Genomic DNA, 22,330 nt, shown 5'->3' with positions numbered 1-22,330 from the left:
TTTCTAATTAAGCGTTATCAGCTAACATTTTTTGTCCTGCTGCGATAGCTTCTTCGATAGTTCCTTTCAAGTTGAAAGCAGCTTCCGGTAAGTGATCTAATTCACCATCCATAATCATGTTGAATCCTTTGATCGTATCTTTGATATCTACCAATGATCCCGGAATACCTGTAAACTGTTCAGCAACGTGGAAAGGCTGAGATAAGAATCTCTGAACTTTTCTCGCACGGTAAACAACTGACTTATCTTCTTCAGAAAGTTCTTCCATCCCTAAGATTGCGATAATATCCTGAAGCGCTTTGTATCTTTGAAGAATTTCTTTTACTCTTTGAGCACAGTCATAGTGTTCGTCACCGATAATTTCAGGAGCTAAGATTCTTGACGTTGAAGCCAATGGATCTACTGCCGGATAAATACCTAATGAAGCGATTTTTCTGTCTAGTACCGTAGTTGCATCCAAGTGAGCAAATGTAGTTGCAGGAGCCGGGTCAGTTAAGTCATCCGCAGGTACATAAACCGCTTGTACTGAAGTAATTGAACCATTTTTAGTTGAAGTAATTCTTTCCTGCATCGCACCCATTTCAGATGCCAATGTCGGTTGGTAACCTACCGCAGATGGCATACGACCAAGAAGTGCAGATACCTCAGAACCAGCCTGTGTAAAACGGAAGATATTATCTACGAAGAAAAGTACGTCTCTACCTTGTCCGCTTTCTCCACCGTCTCTGTAGTACTCAGCTAAAGTAAGACCGGAAAGTGCTACTCTCGCTCTTGCTCCAGGTGGCTCGTTCATTTGTCCGAAAACGAATGCCGCTTTTGAATCTTTCATAGCTTCTAAATCTACTTTAGAAAGATCCCAACCTCCGTTTTCCATAGAGTGCATGAAATCATCACCGTATTTAATAATACCTGACTCAAGCATCTCTCTCAAAAGGTCATTTCCTTCTCTCGTTCTTTCACCTACACCGGCAAAAACAGAAAGACCCCCGTGTCCTTTTGCAATATTGTTAATCAACTCCTGGATCAATACTGTTTTACCTACACCGGCACCACCGAACAAACCAATTTTACCTCCTTTTGCGTAAGGCTCAACTAAATCGATTACTTTAATACCTGTAAATAAAACTTCTGCAGAAGTTGAAAGCTGATCAAATTTTGGAGCTGGTCTGTGAATGGGAAGACCACCTTCCTTAGAAATATTTTGAAGCCCGTCGATAGCATCACCAACAACGTTGAATAGTCTTCCGTTTACAGCTTCACCGATTGGCATCATAATAGGATTTCCGTATCCGATTACCTCCTGCCCTCTTTGAAGACCGTCTGTAGCATCCATTGCGATACATCTTACTGTATCTTCACCAATATGTTGTTCTACTTCTAAGACTACTTTTTCACCGTTTCCTTTTGTAATTTCCAACGCGTCATAAATACTTGGAATTGCTTCCACATTATTAAAAACTACATCGATTACAGGACCAATAATTTGAGAAATTTTTCCTTTAATTTGGTTTGCCATTGCTAAATTTTTTCTTGGTGCAAATATAATGATTCTTCATTAACCTGCAATTGGTAAAAAACAGATTTTTATCATACTTTTGGGTCAATGTAGCAATATACCAATGTAGCAGTTTACCAATCAAATTACTGGTAGCAGAATTTAGTTTGCATTATACGTTGTTAAATTGCTACATTGTTATATTGTTACATTAATTTAGTACATTATTTCCTATATTTGCAGTCAAATTTTTTCCGTTTTGAAAGTTTTCAAGAATTTTACAGATTATTCTTCTCAAAAGCCTCTAGCATTGTCTTTGGGTATGTTTGATGGGGTGCATCTCGGGCATAAAAGTATTATCGACGAATTGACAAAGGTGGGTTCAGAGAACAATTTGGAGACGGCTGTCCTTACTTTTTGGCCACATCCGAGATTTGTTTTTAATCCTGATGAAGATCTGAAACTTCTGAATACGTTGGAGGAAAAAAAATATTTACTGGGAAAATACGGCATTGATCATTTATTCCTAAAAGAATTTGATGAAGAATTCAGAAACTTAACGGGTGAAGAATTTGTTCGTCAGATTTTAATTGAAAAATTAAACGTAAAATATTTAATTATAGGCTACGACCATTCTTTCGGAAAAAATAAAAGCGGAAATTTTGAATTGCTTCAAAAATTATCAAAAGAACTTGATTTTGAGGTTGAACAAATGGAAGCAATCAATATTCATGAAAATAATATCAGCTCTACCAAGGTTCGCAATGCCCTTTTAGCAGGAAATATCAAAGAAGCCAATGAAATGTTAGGCTACTTCTACTCTGTTTCGGGAACGGTGGCCCACGGCAAGAAAATCGGCAGAACAATCGGCTATCCAACGGCTAATATTGAAACGGAATCTATCAAGCTTTTACCTAAAAAAGGAGCTTATATTGTGGAAGTTTTTGTTAAAGATCAACAATATAAAGGAATGTTGAGTGTTGGTACCAACCCAACTGTAAACGGAGAAAAATTAACCGTAGAAGTTTATATCCTTGATTTTGAAGGAGATATTTACGACGAAAAAATTACAGTAAAATTCAGAGATTTTCTTCATGACGAAATCAAATTTGAGGGACTGGAAAAATTAATTGAAAGGCTTGACGAAGATAAAAGATTAACCGAAGAGTTTACTTTTTAAAAATAAAAAATGCTTACAAATTTTGTAAGCATTTTTCTTTATTATTTATATCCTAAGATCTGATTTTCTGTATTAATTGCATCTTCTACGAATTTTTTAAATTCAGGATATTGTTCTTTCTTAATATTATCCCAAGGTGTATTTGCAATTCTTGTAATCTTCAGCTTATTATTTTTCTGCAGCTCATAATTGATGGAATACTTAAAATTATTATACGCCAATGTTTTATTCTCAGGGATTTCTATAAATTTCATGTTTTCCGGAATATTCAAATATATTTCTTCGAAATAATCATTCTGCTTTTCGTATTTGGTATATTGAATATCTGTTTTCCTGTTTTCTGTTGCGACAACTTCTTTAGTAAAAGGCTTTGTAACAAAAGGAATTTTCATAATTTTTAAACTTCCGACAGACTGAGGCTTATCATTAATATTAAAATGAACTTCATAGGAAAGCGGTTTTGAAGTAAGGTCTTTTCCGTCAAGCAATTTCACATTTTTTACACTGATTACTTTATCTAAAACGGCACCATATTCTTCCTCCAGATTTTTCTTGCGGTAGTCATCCGTTTGAGAATCCTGGAAGAAATCATTGTAATAACTTTTTGTTTCTCCCATTACATACTGTTTTGTGAGGAAATTTTGATCATCACCATTAATATTTACTTCACTTATCGTTTTAAAAGACGTTTTTGTATTGTTAGCAATCGGAATCTCAATCAAATCTGTTGAATCTTTTGCATTTTTATCCGTATTAATAACCAGTCCTTTTGCTTTATAATTTCCTTTAACTACAGAATTAAACGGCAAATATTTATCTGTCATTTCAAGATAATTTTCTTTCCCGTCAAGATTTACTTTCACGATACAATGGTTGAAACTTAAATTAGGTAAGATCAAGCGTTGCGCAGAATTATTATTGGTCTGAACCAACACAAGATTTGATTTCAATCCAGCCTGATTTCCTAAAATTACAAATAGGGTCGAAAGATCTTTACAGTCTCCCAGTTTTGTAATAAGTGTTTTAGAGGGTTTCTGCGGGATATATCCACTCTGGCGAAAGTCTACGGAACTGTAAGTGACATTTTTTTCAATATAATTATAAATTTTTTCTGCTTTTTCTGTTTCGTTCATTCCGGAAATTCCGTTCGGAAAAATCTCTTTGAAAGCTTTTTCTACAACTCTGTCGGAAACCAGACTTTTCCTTGTTAAATCTGCATACCAGTTCGAAATTTCCTGCCATGTTTTAATAGAGTTTGCTGTCACGGAAATCGTTGTATCATAATAACTTGGCCCGTAATATTCATCCAGGTCTATTTCTTCAAGATTATCCAGTTTCCATGTTTGGTATAATTTATTTCCTATTTTTTTCTTTGTGGGAATAACTTCTTTATTATTGCTTTTCGCCTGATACGTCATATTTTCCGGTGTAATAACCGTAAAAATCGATTCTACCACCGGATATTCAGAATTAAAATACGAGCTTACATTAAAATCTTTATAAAATCTTCCGCTGTTTCTTTCCAGACTTTCTTTTTGGATTAAAATAACGTCGCCCACAGCAAGATTGGTAAATACGATCTGGTCATCCGATTTTTCTCCGGGAATAATGCTTCCGTTTGGCTTTACAATCTCTGATTTTATTACATCATCGTAATAATTAATGCCATACTCCTTCATTTCTTCAATCCCCTTTTCAGAAGTAATCTCATAAGCATAGGTGCTTCTTTTCTTAAAGCCGCCTTCATCATAAACATTCACAATATATTCATCCAAAAGCGTTGTAACGCCTTTTTTGCCTTTTACAGCTTTATTTCTGCGGTCACTGACAAGCTTATAAAGATCTTTAACCGAAACCTGAGCGATTTCATCTTCTTTCTGATCAATATCTCTTACCAGCTTATGTATTTCTTCATTTTCCGTATTATGAGAAAGAGAAAGCTTTGCAAATTTTACAGCCTCTGTTTTTTTATTAAGTTTTGCTAAATATTCCGCTTTTGCAGCCAGCAAAGAATAAGAATACGGGAAATTTTCCAAAGCAATTTCAAGCTCTTTTCCGTACTCAGGATTTTGAACATTGTCATTCAGAAGATTAATATATTGGGTTCTGAAAGAGTTTATCGAAGGATAAAGCTCTATATATCTTCTCAGAATTTTCTTCTGATCTTCTACCCTGTTTGCTTTCTCATAATATGAATATAGCGTAGCCATTACATCAGGGCTGTTTTTCTTTTCATATACTTCTTCAAACTTTTTTATGGTAGAGCTTTGGTCTTTTATATCCAAATCTTCCAACGTTGTAAAAATCACAAAGAATTTTTCATTGTTGGCAAAGTTCTTTTTAAGATTGGCGATATGCATTTTTGCTTTATTCACATCCCTGTTTCTCATGGTGATCATCACATCAAAAAATTCACCGAAAGACTTTGCTTTTGTTTTATATAAAATATTCCTGTATTTTTCAAGATCCTGAATGGGCATGCTCTCAAACTTCTCGCTGTCTGTCATCTTAATCATCGGAACAATATAATATTCGGGATCATTTAATTCGATATTTTTAAAAATCTCATTGGTTTTTTCAGTATCATTAATATTCGAATAATACGTTACCAAAAGACATTGAGCCATCGAAGATTTCGGATAAGATTTCACCAGATCATCAATAATTTCCTTTGCCTGATCGTTCTGAGAATTATTGAGATAGCCTGAAGCCAACAGATATTTATAGAAAAAACTATTAGGACTTTGTGTAAGTTTTTCTTTTAACTTTTTTTCGAATTTTAAAGGTACTTCTTTCGGCTGCAATTGGGTAATCTGGCTTTTCTGATATTCCTGAAACGTATCAAAATATTTCAGGTCTGAAATTTTCTGAAAATTCAAATCAAAAGGCACCACCATAAAGGCACTTTTAGCGTCTTCAATGTCAAATTTTAGCAAAAGCCTGTTCATCCCTTTCGGCAGGTTTACTTCCACCAAATGAGCACCTTTATTTGTGTAACCTTCATTGGTGCTGGAAAGTATTTCGGTATCATTTAAAAATAATCTGAATTCTGTATTGGTATCAACTTCCAGTAAAATTTTTCTTTCCGAAGGATTTTCCACGAAACTTTGGGCATACATAATCCCTCTTCCGTACTCTATTTCGTTCATGAAAAATTCAAATCCGTCGCCTGATGCAAATTTTCTGTTGTACCAGCCTACATTTCCAAAACTGTTGGCATTGAAAAGCTTATCGTTTTTAGCATATATTTCGGGGTCGTATTCGTTGTAAAGTCCACTTCCGTTAAGATTTTCAAAAACTCCTGCATATTGCCATTTATCAATTCTTTTGATTTTTGCTAAACTTTCATCTGCGGCTTTATAGTTATTTCTGATCCTGTCCAGAGTAGATTTATACTCCAGAATGGTAGTGGTCTCGCCGTATGTTTCATTCTGGGCCAGAAAATCTATTTTTTTGTAAGAATTATCGTCCAGACCGCTTCTTTCGTTATCATTCATTACAAATCTTCTTCGGAAAATCGGATATAAATACGCTTCATCCTGCTTAAAGGCAGCAAAATTTTTAACAAAAGTTTCGTCAAAAACCATTTCTCCCATTTCTTCATCGATCAAAGCATCAAGAAACAGAGATTCAAAACTGCTTAATTTTTTGTCCTTTACATTTTTATCATAAAAACTTCGGGCTTCCGTTCTTTTATTATTCAACAAAAGGTCCCAGGTTTTAGTTTCTTCCTTAGTTTGTGCCAATGCGCCGATTGATAAAAAATAGATTGCGGAAATAAGTACTTTCCTCATGTTTAATTTTAAGTTTTATAAATTATTAATTGTATTCTGAGCCTTCTTGGTTAAAGATTTAAATACGAGATCATAAGAATGATCAATAAGTTTTACTATAAGTTCTTTTTTCAAACCCTCTGTGATTACCGAATTCCAATGCGTTTTATTCATATGATAGGCACCCGTGATTTGCGGATATCTTTCCCGGAGCTCAGCACTCCACTCGGGATCTGTTTTTACATTGATCTGAAGCGGCTGTTTTTCCAAGGGCATCAAAAGAAACATCTTTGTGTCTACTTTCATCACAAGAGTTTCATTATCAAAGGGAAAAGTTTCCGTAACTCCTTTTTTGGCTAAACAATAATCGAGAATTTCATTTGTGTCCATGAGAATTAATTAGTTTGAAATTTAAATCACCAATATTATTAAAATTTTGTAAATTTAAAAGACAAATTATTGAATTATTTAAACCAAAATCACAAAATCACTATGAAAGCTTTGGTTATAGGCGCAACGGGTGCCACAGGAAAAGATTTAGTCAATCAATTACTTGACGATAAAGATTTTAATGAAGTGAATGTTTTTGTACGAAAACCTTTGAATATAGAAAATGAAAAGTTAAAAACTCATGTTGTAGACTTTGAAAAACCTGAGGAATGGAAAGATTCTGTAAGAGGTGATGTTGCTTTTTCATGCCTTGGAACAACATTAAAAGCCGCAGGAAGCAAAGAAGCCCAAAGGAAAGTTGATTTTGATTATCAATATGAATTTGCCAAAGCCGCAAAAGAAAATAACGTCGATGATTATATTTTAGTCTCTGCCTACGGAGCGAATCCGAACTCTAAAATTTTCTATTCTAAAATGAAAGGCGAGCTGGAAGAAGCTGTAAAACAGCTACATTTTAACAAAATTACCATCTTTAATCCGGGAATGCTCGAAAGAAAAGATTCCGACAGAACGGGAGAAGTTTTGGGAAGCAGGATTATAAAATTTGCCAATAAATTAGGCCTGCTGGAAAGTCAAAAACCTTTGCCGACCGATGTTTTAGCTAAGGCAATGATTAATTCATCCAAAATAAAAAGCAATGGCTATTCTACTATAAAATTGGGAAATATTTTTTGTTTTGCGGAGAAAAGTAATGAATAATTTAATTTGAAAAGTGAATAAAGTGAATTGTGAATTTCTACAATATTAAACTTATTTACTTTAATGATAAAAACGTTTCGACTCCGCTCAGCGTGACATTTCTAATACTATTTTGCATTGTTTGCACGTGTCACGCTGAGCGGAGTCGAAAGGTTTTAATATCTTTATTTTAAATACTTTGTAATTGCATTGTCTGTAGGCTTTGTAGTGCTTACAAAAGTATCAATCAGCTTTCCGTTTTCATCGATTAAGAATTTTGTAAAATTCCAAAGGATGGTTGTATTTTTTACTCCGTTAAGCTCTTTTTCAGTTAAATACTTAAAGATCGGAGCTGTATCGCTACCTTTTACAGAAACTTTTGCTGCTAAAGGAAAAGTTACCCCGTAATTTTTTTGGCAGAAAGCACCGATTTCAGTATTTGTTCCCGGCTCTTGCCCTCCAAAATTGTTTGCAGGAAAACCTACGATCACCAATTTATCTTTATATTGCTCATAAACCTTCTCTAAATCAGCATATTGTGGAGTAAACCCACATTCGGAAGCTGTATTTACGATAAGAATTTTTTTCCCTTTAAAATCCGCAAAATTGATTTCTTTTCCTTCTTCCAAAGCTTGAACTTTGAAATCGTATATTGTTTTTCCCATAAGTTCTTTGGTTTTTGCTTTAGACGACTCGGTTTTCTTCTGAGCACAACTGTTAAAGAAGGCTACAAAAGAAAGCAGCAGTAAAAAAAACTTTTTCATTAGTACATATTTTTTGCAGCTTTTGCCGCGGTTATTTTATTGAGGTTTTTTAAAATTTAAAAATATTAGCAGGAAATACCTTATTTATTTCTACTTTATTTAAAAGCATGACATAATCTCCATCTTTTTTAACACTTGAAGATTCGATTCTGAAAGGCATGGTAAGATTTCCTACTTTCTTGTAATCAGAATAGATTAAAGTTTCATCTTTTTTCACTTCTTTTACGAGCATGTAAGATTTTGTATCGAAGTAATACATATTCTTGTTGACATTTTTCGTTAATTCAACTTTATGACAATAAATATCACCTACTTTTTCTTTACCTAAATATTTAGATTCAAAGCCTTTATTTTCCCAGTCTATGAAGTCGTTATCAAAGCTTTCCGGAACGTATTCTGCGTACTCCTGCAATTTGTTGGTTGCATAATTCATTGCATAGCCTTTTGTCCCATTATAGCCTTCTATGGCGGTTTCCTTTCCATTAATGGTGATCACTGTTTTCGTCAGATTCGGGCGTTGCTGATATATTTTTATAGGATATTCATCTTTTACACCCAAAATTACTTTTCCTTGCAGCAAGATTGAATTCAGCAGCTTCCAATTTGTTAATCCTCCCGATAATTCGATGTTTTTATCAATAATTTCCTTTGCGGTCTGCGCAAAAGATAATTGTGAAAATATCAGGGCGAATACTAAAACTAATTTCTTCATTAATTCAATTTATAAATTCAAATATAAGGCTTTAAATAATTTACCAATGTATCAATCTGTCAATTTGCTAATTATTCTGATATTATTTTTCTGGCTTTTTCCAAATCTTCAGGTGTATCGATGCCAACGCCAATGAAATTGGTTTCTATCATCTTGATTTTCATACCATATTCGAGATAACGAATGCATTCGATCTTTTCTGAAATTTCCAAAGGTTTCATTTCCAGTTTTGAGAATTGAAGGAGAGCGTGTTTTCTGAAAGCATATACTCCGATATGTTTAAAATAACTTATATCATAGGAAATTTCCCTGTGAAAAGGAATCACAGAACGGCTGAAATACAACGCAAAACCGTTATTATCCGTGATAACTTTTACGTTATTCGGGTTTTCAATTTCTTCTTTTTCTGTGAGCTTTATTTTTAATGAGGCTAAAGAAATTTCCTGATTTTCATCTTCTTTGAAAACCTCAATTAACTGTTGTAAAGGTTCTAATTTTAAGAATGGCTCATCGCCCTGTACATTGATAACGATATCACAATCAATATTTTGCACAGCTTCTGCAATCCGGTCACTGCCTGTTTCATGTTGACCGGTCATAACAGCTTTTCCGCCATTATTTTCGATTTCATTAAAAATAATATCCGAATCTGTCGCTACAAAAACTTCATCAAACAAACCTGTTTCCACCACATTTTTGTAGGTTGTAGTTATAACCGTTTTTTCACCTAAAATCTTCATTAATTTTCCCGGAAAACGGCTTGCTTCGTAACGTGCAGGAATGACAGCGATTATTTTCATTTTAATAGTTATAAGTTGTTAATTATGAGCTTGTTGCTTTGATTTAATTTAAAAAATTAACTAAAAAGATAATTCCATAGATCCAAGAGACATAGAGAGTTGAATAAAAAAAACCAGAAGCTAAACTTTTTAATAAATTTCCTTTACAATGCTTGGAATTTTTAAATACCAAACGTAAAGCTCGGAAAAAAATCCAATATAACATCGCCGCAAAAAATAAAACTGCAGCCCAAAAGAAATTCCTAAAAAATATAAAAGAAAAGTAATAAGAATTGAAATCACAAACCAAAGAATAATCGAAAAAATAATTCCTCCTATTCCATCACCCACTGCAGGTGGTTCAAAATCAAAACCATTGATCATCGGACTTTTATCGGACGCTTTTTTTAGATTATCCTTATTTAAAATAGGTCCAACATTATCCTTCAGTTTTAAGCCAAAATATAATCCCAAACTAATGAAAAGAAAAAATGCAACAGCTAAAATTGAAGTTGATACAATTGAATTTTGAAATAAAGAACGATGAGAACCAGTTCCTGAAAGCCAAACACTTAAAATTACCAAAACAATAATCCCTAATGTTGAATAGCTCAATAATTTGGTTTCAAGAAAAGACTTTCCGGGAAGTTTCATTTAAAAATTTAATTAAAAACGCTTCGACTCCGCTCAGCGTGACATCGCTAACAATAAACTGTTAATAAAATAGTTAGTATTAGATTGTCATGCTGAGCGAAGTCGAAGCATCTACTATTATTTAAATTATTTTAAAGCATTCAAAGCGGTTTCTAATTTCGGCATCATTGCAGAAATTTCTTCAGTAGCCAAACCACCTACAGAAGCTCTGAACCAAGGCTCAGATTTTTCTTCTCCAAAAGCTGAAAACGGTACCAAAGCCACTCCCGCTTCATTGATCAGATAGAATACCAAATCAGATGAATTTCCTATAACGGTGCCGTCCGGCTTTGTTTTTCCGATATAATCTAACTTTATTGTCAGGTAAAGCGCTCCCATTGGCTCGATGCTTTCAACAGCTAATCCTTTTCCTTTTAAATCCTGAATTCCGTTGTGAAGAACTTTTAAACTTGCTTCAAGCTTTCCTTTAAAATCCTCTATGAAAGTATTCACATCCTCCGAGTTTTGGAAAAATTTTGCCGTAGCTTCCTGTTCCGGTTTTGGCGCCCAGGCTCCAACATGTGTCAAAAGAGCTTTCATTTTATCAATAATGTGAGCCGGACCGAATCCCCAACCTACACGAACACCCGTCGCTGCAAGACATTTTGAAATACCATCAATGTAAATCGTATACTCTCTCATCTCAGGGAAAAGAGAAACCGGATCAACATGTTTTGCACCAAAAGTAAGATTAGAATAAATCTGGTCGTACATCAAATACAACGGCTTTTCATCTTCCCCTCTTTTTTTATTTTCAGCTAAAATCAATTCACAGATTTCTGAAAGCTGATCTTCCGTAAACATAGTACCTGTCGGGTTTAATGGTGAACAAAGCGCCACCAAAACAGCTCCTTCCAAATGTGGTTTCAAATCATCAGCCGTCGGAAGAAAATTATTTTCCTGAGTTGTTTTTACTTCAACCGCTTCTGCCGAAGTAAGATAAGCATAATGATTATTGTTCCATGATGGTGTCGGATAAACCACTTTATCACCTTCGTCTACAATGGTTTTATAAACTGCGTAAATTAACGGCCTTGAACCCGCTGTGATCAGAATATCATTCGCATTATACTCAAGATTCCATCTGGTTTTCAAGTCTTTAGAAACTTCATTTCTTAAAGATAAAAGTCCGTTAGCAGGCGGATAATTTGTCAGATTATTCTGATAAGCTTTCTGAATTTCTTCCTTTAACTTTGCAGGAATAGGATAAATATTAGAATTCAGATCACCAATAGTAAGATTGGCAATTTCTGCTCCTTTTGCTTTTAAATCATTTACTTCGTTACCAATTTTTACAATTTCAGAACCGATCAGGTTCGCCGCTAATTTTGAAACTTTCACTTTATTTTTATTATAATGTTATTATTTATTGAGGGCTTAGGAATTAGATTTTAGGGCTTAATTTCTGCATGCAAAAATTTACATAATTCCTTTTTCCTAAATTCTAAGCCCTATTTTTTATGTTAGTTGTAAATCGTTTTTAACTTGACTAATCTTCTCATCCAAAGATTTTAATTTATCTATGAAATCATCTTCAGAAGTAATCGAATCTTTTACTGAGATATAAAATTTAATTTTTGGCTCTGTCCCTGAAGGTCTTACGCAAACTTTTGTTCCGTCCTGAGTATAATAAATTAAAACATTCGACTTTGGAATGTCATTCATTACTAATTTTTCATTTTTAGAAACAACAAAATTTGTCTGCTCTTTAAAGTCTTTTACTTCTTCAACCAACGAGCCGGCCAGTTGTTTTGGAGGATTTTCACGGAAATTTTTCATCATATTTTCAATTTCTTCCGCTCCGTCTTTTCCTTTTCTTACTAAATTTACCAAACCTTCGTAATACATTCCGGTTTCCTGATAAATTTCGATCAGATATTGATACATCGTTCTTCCGTTTGCCTTACACCAAGCCGCAATTTCACAAGCCAGAACAATACTTCCGCAAGAATCTTTATCACGAACGAAATCTCCGGTCATAAACCCGAAACTTTCTTCGCCACCACAAACGAATTTCTGTTTTCCTTCTGCTTCACGGATCATTTTCCCGATCCATTTGAATCCTGTAAGCCCGGCTTTACACTGAACTCCGAATTTTTGAGCAATATCAAAGAAAATATCTGAAGTTACGATTGTAGAACCGATAAATTCTGAGCCCGTGATTTTATCAAGCTTTCTCCATTCATTTAAAATGTAGTAAGTTAGGATCGTATTGGTCTGATTACCATTTAACAGCTGCATTTCTCCGTCAAGATTTCTTACCGCAATCCCTAATCTGTCGCCATCCGGATCTGTTCCGATAACGATGTCTGCATTAGTGATTTTTGCAAGATCCATTGCCATTTCCAAAGCTGCGGGTTCTTCTGGATTTGGAGATTCTACGGTGGTGAAATTTCCGCTCGGAATCATTTGTTCCTTCACCAAATCGATTTTCTTGAATCCCGCTTTTTCTAAAGCTTTCGGCACGGTTGTGTAAGTTGTTCCGTGAATTGATGTGAAAACAATATTTAAATTTTCTTTTCCAACGTTCTGATAGGTAGAGTTTTCGATACATGCATCGATATAAACATCATCCTGCTCTTCTCCGATCCATTCAATTAAATCATCATTGCCATTGAATTTAATTTCTTCAAATTTAACAGAATATACTTCGTTGATAATCGCTTCATCGTGTGGCGGAACAATTTGCGCTCCGTCATTCCAATATACTTTATAGCCGTTGTATTCGGGCGGATTGTGAGAGGCCGTCAATACAATTCCGCCGTTGCATTTTTTGTCACGAACGGTGAAAGACAATTCCGGAGTCGGTCTGTGATCTTTAAAAAGAAGAACTTTAATTCCGTTTGCCGTTAAAACATCAGCTACCAATTTTCCGAATTCTTTTGAATTATGTCTCACGTCATAAGCAATCGCAACACTGATTTCCTCACCTTGAAACTGCTTTAACATATAGTTCGCAAGTCCCTGTGTAGCTTGACCTAACGTGTATTTATTTAAACGATTGGTTCCAACACCCATAATGCCACGCATCCCTCCTGTCCCGAACTCCAATTCTCTGTAAAAAGAGTCTTCCAAATCAGGAGAATTGCTGTCAATCAAAAGTTGAACAGCTTCTTTCGTTTCTTTATCGAATGTGTCACTTAACCAAAGTTTTGCTTTTTCTAATGTTGTCATATTTGTATTTGGTAATTTTTATAATTGTAATGTTTTCAGTTTTAATTTATTTAATCCGTTTGTTATTTAGACGAACAAAATCTTAATTATAGTAAAAATATTCTTCCTCAAAATTCCTGTTTCAAGCGTTTAATCCAGCTTTTTATTTTCTACTCTTGTTGTTTTATCAATTTTAAAAGCACGGATCGGATCATTATAATACAAAAATTTAGCAGTATTCTGAACGTGCCCTTTCAATGAATCTTTTACGTTTACTTCCGCATAATTTCCATTTTTAGAATCAATATTCAGATTTGTGATTTTCCAGTAGGGAGCAATCAAACTTGCTGTATCAGAGATTTTTATGACAGCATCTTTAGTCTGACCTAAAAAATTAGCTCTGCTTCTGTTCAACATCTCAACTTCTGCTCTTCTTGTATTGATCGAACCCATAAAAGTAGCGTTATTTTTTAAATTAAGCTTAAAATTATCGGTCTTTATTTCACTCGAAATATTCATTTCCACAGAATCCGAAAGTGAAATTTTTTCAGGATTATATTTTGAATAAATGGTGATATTGTAAAAGTCAACTCCTTTTGTTTCCCTGTTTTCTGTGATGAATAATCCGTCATCTTTTACCTCAATGTGAAGATTATCATAAATGTTCGGATACGTTTCTATATCGACAAAGTTTTTAGTTCCTCTCGCATAAAAAACTCTAAATTTACCTTTTAAAAAGATACTTTTAAAGGTTTCAACCGGAACTTCCTTCGTTTCGATATTTCCTTTTGGAGAAATTTTTCCGCAAGAAACCAAAGCAAAAACAGCAACCGCATAGAATATATTTTTCATTATTTAGTTTAAAATATTTTATATAAAAGTATAATTATAGCAAAAAGTTCAATGAATAATAAGACGTAAAATATTGACAGCCTCCATAATAAACCCAGCTTTGAATAGGAATTTTTAAAAGCATTAAAATAAGTAAAACCAGGAAATAAAAGCAAGCCATACACCAGGATTTTATCTATTATATTGATGATTTTCGATAACGGATCGTAAATTCCAATGATGCTGATGACATCGTCTACTAATAACAACGCTAAAATCCCTGATAGACTGACAGATGCGATGATAACATGCTCTGCAATATTCAGCTTCATGCGTTTAAAAAGCAACCACGAATTTAAGGCAAGAACAGGAATCAATGCAAATAAAATCGTTTTAGAATATGTAGAGAAAAATTCAATAATACCTGAACTTTCCTGAGGAATTTCCGAAGGATTTAAATCCAGATAAAAATGCAACGCTAAAACATTGAATCCGAATAAGATAAGCAGTAAAGAAAATAAATTATAATAGATAATTCTTTTGCCTGAAATATAATCCATTGCCATTCTTCCGGGCTCAAATAGAATATGCTTTAATGTACGGAAAAACCTGGCCTCAACATGCCAAATCAAGCCCAAAATATCATTTTTAATCAAAGAACGCGGAGTTATTCTTGCAGTATCAGATTTTTGTCCGCAATGAGGGCAAAACTCATCGGAGATCTGGTGGCCGCAGTTTAAACAACTCTTTTTCTGCATACATGATTAAATTACTTCGTCAATATTGTAATTTTTATGTTCTCTATTCGTTCTGATAATCATTTCACCTAAAAATCCTGCTATAAAAAGCAAAGTTCCCATAATCATCATTGTCAAGGCAATGAAAAACCACGGATTATTGGTAATTAAATGACCGTAAATTCCCCGTGCGACATCAATTAATTTTGAAATTCCCAGCCAAAGTGCAGAAAGGAAACCGACGATAAACATTAAAGTTCCGACCGCTCCAAAAAAATGCATTGGTCTTCCCCCGAAACGGCTTACAAACCAAAGTGTTACCAAATCCAGAAAGCCACGAATGAATCTTTCTGTTCCGAATTTTGATGTTCCGTACGGTCTTGCTTGGTGCTGAACTTCTTTTTCGGTGATTCTTCTGAAACCCGCATTGGCAGCCAATACCGGAATATAACGGTGCATATCTCCGTACACATCGATTGTTTTTACGACCTGTTTTTTATATGCTTTTAATCCACAATTAAAATCGTGAAGTTCGACTCCAGAAACTTTTCTCGCTGCTGCATTGAATAATTTTGACGGCACATTTTTCGTCATTACATTATCAAAACGTTTCTTTTTCCAACCCGAAACAATGTCGTAGTTATCATGAACCACCATATTGTAAAGCTCAGGAATTTCTTCCGGAAAATCCTGTAAATCAGCATCCATGGTGATAATTACGTCTCCGTTTGTTCTTTCAAAAGCAGCATGAAGCGCCTGAGATTTCCCATAATTTTTGGAAAATTTTATCCCGTGAATCTGAGGATGCTGAACCTTTAAATTCTCAATAATGCTCCAGGATAAATCTGTACTTCCGTCGTCTACAAACCAGATTTCGTAGGATAAATTGTTTGACGTACAAACGTTATCAATCCTTGAAAAAAGCTCTTCCAGAGAGGCTTCCTCGTTAAGCAACGGAATAACTATAGATAAATTCATTTAATTTTAATAAAAATTATTCTTGATTTGTTTCTTCCTGATATATCGTTTTTGTTCTGAAAAACGCTCCGAAAAATACTGACAAAACTACGTAAAATATAAGAATTGCTGCAAAATATCCGGAAAAATGACTTGCTGTCAGCATATCTTTCCCTTTAACGGCTTGCGGTGTAAAGCTTTGAAGCCTTTCTTTGTATTTTTTATCTAATTCATCAATGTCTTTCTGATGCTTTAAAATCTTTCTGGCAGAAGTGTATTCGTGATCCAGTTCAGATTTTTGTCTCTGAACATATTGGTAGTTTAAAAGCTTTTTTGCATCCGTATCTACAAAATTTAAATAAGCAAAAATGCTGAAAATAGAAAGAATTCCGCCCACAAACATGGGTACGAATGCTCTATTAAAGGCTTGTTTAAAACTTACTTCCCGATTGTTGTTCCAGTAAGATTTTACCGACCAAAATGCCGCACCAGCATACATAAGCGGCAACACGAAAGCATTGGCTTTCAACGAAATATCAAAATAATTAACTCCTGAAAAGAAGTAATAGACCACGAAAAAAACAATCATCGTAGCACCAAACAGTATAATTCCTAATGTGGAAGGGCTTTTCGTCATATCTCAGTTTTTAGAAAATTTTGAAAAATTATTGTGCTACATTTCAGCAATTTAGCGCTATCAAAGCATTTTTTCAGTTAATTTTCTTTAATAATATTTTTAAGTTTATAATTTATTCCTATCTTTGCACCGGCAAGTCCTAAACAACCAGCTCCTGAGAACCCTCCAGGGTGGGAACGCAGCAAAGGTAATCGGTCGTAGCGGTGTGATTTAGGTAGCTTGCCATTTTTTTTGTTCTAAACTGAAGCAAGGTAATTTTAGAATTATCTTTTTTTGTTTCTAAACGTTTCAACATTTCCAATTTCATTTTCAAATTACCTTTTATCTTTTAATTAAAATTCAAACGTCTCGCCTAGTTTTGGTAAAACAAGCTCTACATTTTTATCTGAAAAATGCTTCAATGCACTTTCATGATTGATTTCAATCGCAGGAAAAGTATCAAAATGACATCCGATAACTTTTGGAGTTTTCAATAATTCTGCTGCTGCAAAAGCCGCTTTTCTCGGACACATTGTGTAGTGACTCCCAATCGGAAGAATTGATAAATCGATGTTTCCGAAAAGTCTTGGGAATAATTCCATATCGGCCATTACGCCTGTATCGCCTGCCAGATAAAGGTTTTTACCTTCGGGAAGCCTGAAAATATATCCTACAGGCACACCACCATAACTTCCGTCCGGAAATGAACTCGTGTGGTGAGCCGGAACCATAGAGATCTTAAGATCATCGATTTTTGCTGATCCTCCAAGATTTACATCATCCGTATTTTTAGCCATTTTAAAGTGACCACAAATCTCTGGAACCGCAATAATGGTAGCTTCCGGGTGATACTGCAATACTTCTTCTACATCCGCAATATGATCGCCATGTGCGTGAGTCAATAAGATATAATCAATTTTCTGAGCTGTAATGTCAAACCCTGATTCTGCTTTTTTGTAGTTGTAGAAAGGATCGCTCAAGATCGTTTTGTCTTTGTAGGTGAACAAAAAACAGTTTTGTCCTAAGAATTGTATTTTCATTTCTAATTTATTTTTGAATTATTTTTAAACACTAATGACACAAATATTTTTCACTAATAACACAATTGAAATTCAAAAAAATCTGTGAATAGAGATGTTTTGACTCCGCTCAGCATGACAACGCTAATACTAACTGTTTTAAAAATGAAGCTTTAACAGTGTCATACTGAGCGGGTCGAAGCATTTTTTATTTTAAATACAAATAGCACTAATATTTGTGCATCTTGTGTTACTTTGAAGGAAATTTATCCTCAATTAATCTCAAATTAATTCCGTGTTCTAAATATGCTTTGCAGCCGTCTAAAACTGTCGTGAAACCTCCCGTATTGTCATTTATTATCTTTAACAAATCTTCTCTGGTTTGAGAAAATCCGTAACTTTTAATGATCACTAAAGTTCCTTTTTCCAGCTCTTTGAATTCGTAGTCTACATTTGTTGAAGGTTCGCCCCACTCTGTTTTAATTAATTGATTCGGAATAACTTGGAGAACTTTAACATTAGTTTTTACACCATACATTTCCCATTCCCAAGTCACGATTTTACCTTCTTCCAATATTCCGGAGGATTTTGTAAACCAGAAATTAGTCGTGATTTCAGGATTGATGAATGCCTGAAAAATATCTTCAATCGGTTTTCTGATAAGCATTTGAGCTTCGACATAGATATTTGAACTCATGGTGGTAATTTATTTGATTAAAAAAAATTAAGTCCGATTGCGGTAAGTACTGCCATTACAAAAGTCATGATCCCGACTTGTTTCAAGAATGGATCCAGCTCTTTCGGCTCTTTTACAGACATTATTTTTCTTCTCAGTTTTGCCAATGGAAATAATAAAATCATCACGATGAAAACATAATAATTTTTAGTTTGAATAAAGCCGTTTATTCCTAAAAATATAAGAATTAAAATCAATGGAAGCTGTAGCAGAACCATTTCGTAAATCATCGCATTTTTGAAACCTATTCTCAATGCAAAACTATTCTTTCCTGATAATCTGTCACTTTCTATATCCCTCATATTGTTAAGGTTAAGAACTGCCATGCTCATCATTCCGATTGCTGTTCCCGGTAATAACATATCCCAGCTGAATGATTTTGTGAACAGAAAATAGCTTCCGCAAACTGAAACCAGACCAAAAAATATAAACACGAAAAGATCGCCCAATCCCATATATCCGTAAGGTTTTTTACCAACCGTATAACCGATTGCGGCTAAAATACTTGCCACTCCCAAACCTATAAAAATGTAAAATTCATTCATATATTTTGGAATGAAAGCGATATATAAAAGCGCGATCGTTGCTACAAAAGATAAAACTGAGAAAAGGATCACAGCATTTTTCATTTGTTTTGGAGTAATTCTTCCGGATGCTACAGCTCTTGATTCTGCTTCGTTGATTCTTTTTGCGTCCGTTCCTTTTATTCCATCGCCGTAATCATTGGCATAATTTGACAAAATCTGATACAAAAGGGTTACCAAAAGCGCCAGTGCAAAGATTTTCCAGTCCCAAAATCCACCTTCTCCGTAGAGTCTCCATTTTGCGATGAAAGCTCCCATTATAATTCCGCTTAAAGAAAGCGGCAGTGTTCTAAGCCTTGCGGCTTTTATCCAATCCTTCATAGTTATAATTGATAAGCGATAATTGATAAATGATACATCAACGATCATTCATTCAATTATCATTTATATTTTTAAGATATCCATTGATTTTCTCCGAAGTCAGGTTTTCTCTTTTCTAAGAATGCATTTCTTCCCTCTTTTGCTTCTTCGGTCATGTAAGCTAAACGGGTGGCTTCACCTGCGAAAATCTGCTGGCCAACCATTCCGTCGTCTGTTAAATTCATCGCGAATTTCAACATTCTGATGGAAGTGGGAGATTTAGCTAAAATTTCCTGAGCCCATTCGTAAGCAGTATCTTCTAATTCGTCATGAGGAATTACGGCATTTACCATTCCCATTTCAAAAGCCTCCTGAGCGGAATAATTTCTACCTAAAAAGAAAATTTCACGAGCTTTTTTCTGTCCGACCATTTTAGCCAGATAAGCCGAACCGTAACCACCGTCGAAGCTTGTAACATCGGCATCTGTCTGCTTAAAAATCGCATGTTCTTTACTTGCCAACGTCAAATCACAAACCACATGAAGCGAGTGACCTCCACCAACAGCCCATCCCGGAACAACCGCGATCACTGCTTTTGGCATAAAACGGATCAAACGCTGAACTTCCAGAATATTCAAACGATGTCTTCCATCTTCGCCCACGTAACCCTGATGTCCTCTTACTTTTTGATCTCCTCCGCTGCAGAAAGCCCAGCCTCCATCCTTAGGGCTTGGCCCTTCTCCCGAAAGCAACACAACACCTATCGAAGAGTCTTCGTAAGCGTCATAAAATGCGTCGTATAATTCTGAAGTCGTTTTTGGTCTGAAAGCGTTACGAACTTCCGGTCTGTTGAAAGCAATTCTCGCTACACCGTTACATTTTTTATACGTAATATCTTCGTATTCTTTGGCGGTTTTCCACTCGATCATTTTTGTAAAAATTTTTCTCAAAGATACGGAATTACAGAGAATTTTAACATTGATTTTTAATGATAATATTCCGGGAAAGCTGATTTTTTTGGCTGTCCATTTTAATGCTGAATTTAATTTAAACGCAAAGTTCGCAAAGGTTTTTCGACTACTAACTGATTTTAAGTTACACAAAGGCGTTCTACTTAAAAAGAACACAAAGTTTTTCATTATTTAATAGCTTAGATATTAATAATGCTAAGCTTTTCTTTAAATTATTGAGGGTTTTTGTTCGCAAAGGCTGAACTACTTTCGTAAACCTTCGGTTTATACTCAGCAAAGAGAGAAATTTTACAATATTTGTTATTCTGATGAAGAAAGAATCTCCAGAAATATAACTTGAATATACTTATGTTTCATTCAGAATGATAAAGTCCTAGTACTACAAATTTAAAATATTCTTTTTAATAAGTTTCGGCTAAAGCCGAATTGGATATTACATATTTAAAACGGGCTAAAGCCCGTTCCTATTGAAACCAAAAACGAAACAAAAGTGTTCTAATTTTATCGGATGATAAAACAGAGTGTTGAATCGCGAACCTTTATAAGGCTTTGCAAACAGAATATTGAATTGGTTGTGAAAATTTGAATTAAAGACGAATACCTAGCCCCGATCGAAGCATTTGTTTGAGCTCATTTTCTAGTTTCGGCGGCGGCTTTGCCGCCGCCGAAACTAGAAAATAGCGAGTGCGGAGAGCGGGAAAAAGCTTCAAATAAAAATAAAACAGCTTTTCGATGTAATTAAATTGCTCCTTAAAAATGAAATTGTTATTATAAAAATAAAAAAACCGAAACAAAATGTTCCGGTTTATATTTAATTCAATTGCTTGAAATTATTTAGGTTGTTTAGCCTGGAGTTCTGCTTCTTTAGCTTTCATTTCAGCTGCTTTAGCCTGATTTTTAGTCATCATGTAAATATCTTTCAATGTAGAAACTGCATCTATATTGGTAGGATTTACCTGATACCATTTTTCAGCGTAAGGTAAAGCTTTATTGAATCTTTCTTTTCTTTCATCAATAAGCTTAGTAGCATCATCCGGCTTTGTTTTTCTTAATGCATTGATCTCATTGACAGCCTTTTCATCATCACCAATATTCGCATATACTAAATTTTGATAAGCATTATTCAACAGCTTTTGATCATTGGCCGCAAGCTCAATTGCTTTTTGGAATGAAGCGATCGCATCGTTTGTTGTAGCAGGATTTTTAGACTGTAAAACGCCTAAGTTGTACCAATTGGTACCGTCATTAGGATTTTTTGCCAACTGCTCTTTCAGATTTACCATGAATTTATCAGTATTTCCTGATGCGTAAAGCGCTGATCCCTGATATTCTTTTAACTTAGCATTATTAGGAAATTTAGCCAGTCCTTTTTCAATAACAGCTAATGCCTCATCATTCTTTTTAGCATTTAAAAGCAAAGTCGCTAAAGTTTCATATAAATCCGACTCTACACTTGGAGTCTGCTCTGTTTTGAAATCAGTATAATCTCCTCCAGATTTTTTTAACAAATCCCAAGTCGCTTTGTCATAAGCCGAAACCTGACCTGTTTTTTTATCTTTCGCAGTGTAGTTTGTCTGAATACCTGTGTATCCAGAATTGACTAATTCCGTATAAATTTTTGTAGCTTCATCTATGTTGTTTGCCAAAGCATAGTTAAGACCAGCATAATACATATATACTTTGTCTTCTTTACCGTTTGCTTTCAGCAAGTCATAAACTTCCATAAACTTAGGAGCCGCAACAGCGTAGTTTTTAGCATTATATGCATCAGTAGCTGCTTTGTTAGCGGTTTGTAATTTGGCATTCACGTCATCTTTTTGTCCGAAAACAAAAGCGGATGCAACGATAGCCATACCCAAAATTAGCTTTCTCATAATCACTATTTTATATTAATTGTACAAT

At 34.5% G+C, this 22,330-nt stretch carries 20 protein-coding genes and 1 other RNA gene; 3 read left to right on the top strand and 18 right to left on the bottom strand.

Annotated features, from left to right (window positions below; translation table 11 throughout):
• Positions 1-7: 7 nt before the first annotated feature.
• On the bottom strand, positions 8-1,516 hold the full coding sequence (gene atpD / locus BLT04_RS16950; RefSeq protein WP_089756978.1) for a F0F1 ATP synthase subunit beta: 1,509 nt from the start codon (positions 1,514-1,516) through the stop codon (positions 8-10).
• 238 nt (positions 1,517-1,754) lie between these two features.
• On the opposite strand from atpD, the gene BLT04_RS16945 reads away from it, so the two are divergent.
• Positions 1,755-2,675 (top strand): bifunctional riboflavin kinase/FAD synthetase, encoded by a 921-nt coding sequence (locus tag BLT04_RS16945; protein ID WP_089756977.1) that lies wholly within the window; start codon positions 1,755-1,757, stop codon positions 2,673-2,675.
• Between the two features lie 41 nt (positions 2,676-2,716).
• Here the strand turns inward: BLT04_RS16945 and BLT04_RS16940 are convergent, their stop codons facing one another.
• A complete protein-coding gene (locus tag BLT04_RS16940; RefSeq protein WP_089756976.1) occupies positions 2,717-6,469 on the bottom strand; it encodes a transglutaminase domain-containing protein in 3,753 nt (1,250 codons plus the stop codon).
• Positions 6,470-6,484: 15 nt separating this feature from the next.
• A complete protein-coding gene (locus tag BLT04_RS16935) occupies positions 6,485-6,838 on the bottom strand; it encodes an MmcQ/YjbR family DNA-binding protein (protein WP_089756975.1) in 354 nt (117 codons plus the stop codon).
• 102 nt (positions 6,839-6,940) lie between these two features.
• Here BLT04_RS16935 and BLT04_RS16930 point away from each other — a divergent pair, with 102 nt between their 5' ends.
• A complete protein-coding gene (locus tag BLT04_RS16930; protein ID WP_089757317.1) occupies positions 6,941-7,597 on the top strand; it encodes an NAD(P)H-binding protein in 657 nt (218 codons plus the stop codon).
• A 164-nt stretch (positions 7,598-7,761) separates the two neighbouring features.
• On the opposite strand, the gene BLT04_RS16925 is transcribed toward BLT04_RS16930, so the two are convergent.
• The 10 genes from BLT04_RS16925 to BLT04_RS16880 all read right to left on the bottom strand — a co-directional run bounded on the left by BLT04_RS16925 (position 7,762) and on the right by BLT04_RS16880 (position 16,839).
• Positions 7,762-8,340 (bottom strand): glutathione peroxidase, encoded by a 579-nt coding sequence (locus tag BLT04_RS16925; RefSeq protein WP_089756974.1) that lies wholly within the window; start codon positions 8,338-8,340, stop codon positions 7,762-7,764.
• 49 nt (positions 8,341-8,389) lie between these two features.
• A complete protein-coding gene (locus BLT04_RS16920; protein ID WP_089756973.1) occupies positions 8,390-9,052 on the bottom strand; it encodes a histidine kinase in 663 nt (220 codons plus the stop codon).
• Between the two features lie 71 nt (positions 9,053-9,123).
• The gene (gene kdsB, locus BLT04_RS16915) at positions 9,124-9,852 is read right to left on the bottom strand and encodes a 3-deoxy-manno-octulosonate cytidylyltransferase (protein WP_170828501.1); all 729 of its coding nucleotides are present in this window, start codon (positions 9,850-9,852) and stop codon (positions 9,124-9,126) included.
• A 129-nt stretch (positions 9,853-9,981) separates the two neighbouring features.
• Positions 9,982-10,485, bottom strand: coding sequence for a hypothetical protein (locus BLT04_RS16910; RefSeq protein WP_089756971.1), 504 nt, complete (start codon positions 10,483-10,485; stop codon positions 9,982-9,984).
• Between the two features lie 126 nt (positions 10,486-10,611).
• Entirely contained in the window at positions 10,612-11,865 is a 1,254-nt protein-coding gene (locus tag BLT04_RS16905; RefSeq protein ID WP_089756970.1) for a pyridoxal phosphate-dependent aminotransferase, read from the bottom strand.
• A gap of 117 nt (positions 11,866-11,982) precedes the next feature.
• Positions 11,983-13,698, bottom strand: coding sequence for a phospho-sugar mutase (locus tag BLT04_RS16900; RefSeq protein ID WP_089756969.1), 1,716 nt, complete (start codon positions 13,696-13,698; stop codon positions 11,983-11,985).
• 129 nt (positions 13,699-13,827) lie between these two features.
• Positions 13,828-14,529, bottom strand: coding sequence for a GIN domain-containing protein (locus BLT04_RS16895; protein ID WP_089756968.1), 702 nt, complete (start codon positions 14,527-14,529; stop codon positions 13,828-13,830).
• 8 nt (positions 14,530-14,537) lie between these two features.
• Positions 14,538-15,266: a DUF3667 domain-containing protein gene (locus tag BLT04_RS16890; RefSeq protein WP_089756967.1), complete on the bottom strand. Its 729-nt coding sequence runs from the start codon at positions 15,264-15,266 to the stop codon at positions 14,538-14,540.
• A gap of 6 nt (positions 15,267-15,272) precedes the next feature.
• Complete coding sequence (locus BLT04_RS16885; RefSeq protein ID WP_089756966.1) at positions 15,273-16,223, bottom strand: glycosyltransferase family 2 protein; 951 nt, start codon at positions 16,221-16,223, stop codon at positions 15,273-15,275.
• A 16-nt stretch (positions 16,224-16,239) separates the two neighbouring features.
• Positions 16,240-16,839, bottom strand: a complete 600-nt coding sequence (locus BLT04_RS16880; protein WP_089756965.1) for a DUF4199 domain-containing protein — start codon at positions 16,837-16,839, stop codon at positions 16,240-16,242.
• A 130-nt stretch (positions 16,840-16,969) separates the two neighbouring features.
• On the opposite strand from BLT04_RS16880, the gene ffs reads away from it, so the two are divergent.
• Positions 16,970-17,067: signal recognition particle sRNA small type (ffs, locus tag BLT04_RS16875), an RNA gene on the top strand.
• A 104-nt stretch (positions 17,068-17,171) separates the two neighbouring features.
• On the opposite strand, the gene BLT04_RS16870 is transcribed toward ffs, so the two are convergent.
• From BLT04_RS16870 to BLT04_RS16850, 5 genes are all read right to left on the bottom strand, one after another.
• Positions 17,172-17,858 (bottom strand): metal-dependent hydrolase, encoded by a 687-nt coding sequence (locus tag BLT04_RS16870; RefSeq protein WP_089756964.1) that lies wholly within the window; start codon positions 17,856-17,858, stop codon positions 17,172-17,174.
• Positions 17,859-18,087: 229 nt separating this feature from the next.
• Positions 18,088-18,534: an SRPBCC family protein gene (locus tag BLT04_RS16865; protein WP_089756963.1), complete on the bottom strand. Its 447-nt coding sequence runs from the start codon at positions 18,532-18,534 to the stop codon at positions 18,088-18,090.
• Positions 18,535-18,551: 17 nt separating this feature from the next.
• The gene (gene menA, locus BLT04_RS16860) at positions 18,552-19,478 is read right to left on the bottom strand and encodes a 1,4-dihydroxy-2-naphthoate octaprenyltransferase (RefSeq protein WP_089756962.1); all 927 of its coding nucleotides are present in this window, start codon (positions 19,476-19,478) and stop codon (positions 18,552-18,554) included.
• Positions 19,479-19,549: 71 nt separating this feature from the next.
• Positions 19,550-20,386 carry a 1,4-dihydroxy-2-naphthoyl-CoA synthase gene (locus BLT04_RS16855; RefSeq protein WP_089757316.1) on the bottom strand — a complete coding sequence of 279 codons (837 nt, stop codon included), beginning with the start codon at positions 20,384-20,386 and terminating at the stop codon, positions 19,550-19,552.
• Between the two features lie 872 nt (positions 20,387-21,258).
• Entirely contained in the window at positions 21,259-22,302 is a 1,044-nt protein-coding gene (locus tag BLT04_RS16850; RefSeq protein WP_089756961.1) for a tetratricopeptide repeat protein, read from the bottom strand.
• Positions 22,303-22,330 lie beyond the last annotated feature (28 nt).

The sequence above is a fragment of the Chryseobacterium soldanellicola genome, assembly GCF_900100115.1.
Lineage (GTDB): Bacteria > Bacteroidota > Bacteroidia > Flavobacteriales > Weeksellaceae > Chryseobacterium > Chryseobacterium soldanellicola.
Note: the sequence above shows the minus strand (reverse complement) of the source record. Positions and strands in the feature narration are given on the sequence as shown.